At 67.1% G+C, this 2,719-nt stretch carries 3 protein-coding genes; 2 read left to right on the top strand and 1 reads right to left on the bottom strand.

Annotation, left to right across the window (positions count from 1 at the left end; genetic code table 11):
• The first annotated feature begins 83 nt into the window (after positions 1 to 83).
• The gene (locus tag ACN469_RS07685; protein ID WP_498765665.1) at positions 84 to 629 is read left to right on the top strand and encodes a hypothetical protein; all 546 of its coding nucleotides are present in this window, start codon (positions 84 to 86) and stop codon (positions 627 to 629) included.
• Positions 630 to 639: 10 nt separating this feature from the next.
• Here the strand turns inward: ACN469_RS07685 and ACN469_RS07680 are convergent, their stop codons facing one another.
• Positions 640 to 1,032: a LysM peptidoglycan-binding domain-containing protein gene (locus ACN469_RS07680; protein WP_498765663.1), complete on the bottom strand. Its 393-nt coding sequence runs from the start codon at positions 1,030 to 1,032 to the stop codon at positions 640 to 642.
• A gap of 405 nt (positions 1,033 to 1,437) precedes the next feature.
• Here ACN469_RS07680 and ACN469_RS07675 point away from each other — a divergent pair.
• The coding region (locus ACN469_RS07675) for a right-handed parallel beta-helix repeat-containing protein (protein WP_498765661.1) at positions 1,438 to 2,719 on the top strand (1,282 nt) is incomplete at its 3' end.

Here is a 2,719-nt window from a genome sequence, read left to right as displayed (position 1 = left end):
CTCCCTCCTGGCGCGAAGCGCGCGCGTTGCACGACCCGCGCTCCAGACGAACCCTTTGACGGGAAGCCTCGTGAGTCCGAGCGATGTCCCACGACCACTTCCTCCGCAACCCGAGCCAGCGCCTCTTCTCCCGCTTGCTCTTCCGAGGGAACATGTCGATGCCCATGCCCCGTCCTTCCTGGCCCCCTCCACACCGAGTGCTCGCCACGCTCCTGTCAGCGTCGCTCCTGGGAGCGTGCGCCACCGCGCCTCGTGCGGTGAAGGACGAGGGCACCGAGCGCATCGAGGACATCATCGGCCGCCCGGACCGCGAGGAGCCGATTCCCGAAGGCATCGCCTTCGTGCCGGACACGACTCCGCTACCGGACGACGCGCTCGCACAGCTCGACGAGCCCGCTGAGTCCGACGACGAAGAGGCACCACCCCCCCGGAGAAGCACGGTGGAGTCCTTCACGGAGCAGCCCTGGTCGCCCTACTCCGTGCCCCAGATGCTGGGCCTGTGCACGCGTCCTCCGCACGGCGCCATCCTCTCCGCCCCCGTGCCTCGCTCGTGCGTGCTCTCACCGGGGAGCATCCGGTTCCACATCGGCCCCAGGCCCGGGGGAACCATCCCGGGCCTGCTGCCGTGAATCGGGCCGCTCAGGCGTTGGCGATCGACTTGGGCGGCAGCTTGAGCACCTGGCCCACCTTGATTTTGTCCGGGTCCTTGAGCTGGTCCTTGTTGGCGTCGAAAATCTTCGGGTACAGCTTCACGTCCCCGTAGATGTCCTTGGCCAGCTTGCCCAGCGTGTCGCCGGACTTCACCGTGTAGAGGCCGTACGGCTCGGCGTTCGTCACCGTGAGGTTCACCATGACTTCCTGCTGCCACTGCGCGTGCTTCGCCTTGATCTGATCCCAGATGCGGTCGCGGTCCCACGCGTAGTCCACCGAGCCCTTGAGGATGAGCTTTCCATTCTCCTCGCGGGACTCGACCTTCGCGCCAATCGTCTTCGCCACGTCGAGCACGTCCTTGTAGTCGTTCTGCAGGGCCATGGGCGTTCCTCCAGTCGGGTCAGGTCGCACGATGTCCACGTGACTGCCGGCGTGCGAGGGAGCGCACTGTAGGCACGTGGGCCTCGCCTCCCGTCTCGCCCTCCAGGCCCTCATCAATGCGTGCCATCCAACAGTCTCGTGGATGCAGGCTCGCTCGTTCCACGACGGTCCCCGCGAGCCCCTGGCCCTCGTCAGTAGTGCAGCCGAGGGGCCCTTTCCTTTTCGCACCAGCTTCGTGATAGCGATTGGGCACCGAGCCACGGCGCTCCTTCACCAGTGCATCACGCGCGGGGAGGATGACAGGCCGCCTGCTGTACGAGGGAACGGACGGCGCGGGGAAGCAGAATAGCGCTCGCCCCCTCGAACGTTCTTTGGCTCGCTCAACCCCAGAGGAGTCGACCCCCCATGTCCACGCTGCGCAGCCTGTGTCTCCTCGGAGCTTTCTCCGTGGGAGCCCTCGCCTGTAACGGAAACAAGGAGCCCCCCTCCCCCTCGGGCACCATTTCCCTCCCCACCCGTCCCACGCCGCCTCCCTCGCCGGGCACTCCGACCCAGCCTTCCCCCGAGCCGACGACGCCTCCCGTGGCGGAGGTCCCGACGCCCACACCTTCGCCAGAGCCCCCTCCCAGCGAGGAGCCGGCCCCGCCCCAATACTCGCGCGAGTGGTACGTCAGCCCATCTGGCAACGACACGGCCGCGGGCACGCAGGCCAGGCCGCTTCGCACCATCAACAAGGCGCTCACCCTGGTGGGCCCTGGTGAAATCATCCGCGTCCAGCAGGGCACCTATGCGGAGAAGCTGGTGCTCGACTCCAACGTCCGCGCGGGCACCGCCAGCGCGCCCATCACCCTGCGCGGCGAGGGCACGCCCAAGCTCGTTCCCACTTCCAGCGGTTGGTACATGGTCCTGGTGCAGCGTCCGAACTGGCGCATCGAGGGCTTCGAGTTCGACGTGAAGGGCGCGCGGCAGATTGCCGTCACCTTCGCCGGAGACACACAAGGCACGGTGCTGGCCAACAACGAACTGCACCATGGGTCCTTCGGCAGTGGCATCAGCACGGACGCCAGCGCGCGCGGCGTCACCATCGAGGACAACCACATCCACCACTTCGCCCGCGGGTCCGACGACTCGCACGGCGTCGTCATCGCCCCCACGTCGAAGAACATCACCGTGCGCGGCAACGACATCCACGACAACTCGGGCGACTCCGTGCAGTGCCTCGGGCCCGAGGGCTTCAGCAATGACGCTCCCGCGAGCGGTGTCCTCATCGAGGACAATGACATGTACGACAACCGCGAGAACGCCGTGGACCTCAAGACGTGCCACGACGTCACCGTGCGCGGCAACCGCATGCACGGCTTCACCAAGTCCTCAACGTCACGGGGCGAGGCGGTGGTGGTGCACTACTCCGCGAAGAACATCATCCTGGAGGACAACGACATCTCGGACGCCTCGCTGGGCATCGCCATCGGCGGCAACCGGGTGGGCGCTCCGCCGACCAACATCTCCGTGCGGCGCAATCGCATCCACTCGCTGAAGATGCCCGAGGGCTCCGCCATCCGCATCGAGAACGGCGTCGACGTGCGCGTGCTGCACAACACCGTCACCGGGACGAAGGGCTTCGCGCTGGTGCTCGGACACGGCACCGGCGGCAACTCCACCAACGTGGCGGTCCGCAACAACCTCT

The sequence above is a fragment of the Corallococcus terminator genome (genome assembly GCF_049194865.1).
Taxonomy (GTDB): domain Bacteria; phylum Myxococcota; class Myxococcia; order Myxococcales; family Myxococcaceae; genus Myxococcus; species Myxococcus terminator_A.
The sequence above is the reverse complement of the archived record's forward strand: the minus strand, read 5'-3'. Positions and strand labels throughout refer to the sequence as shown.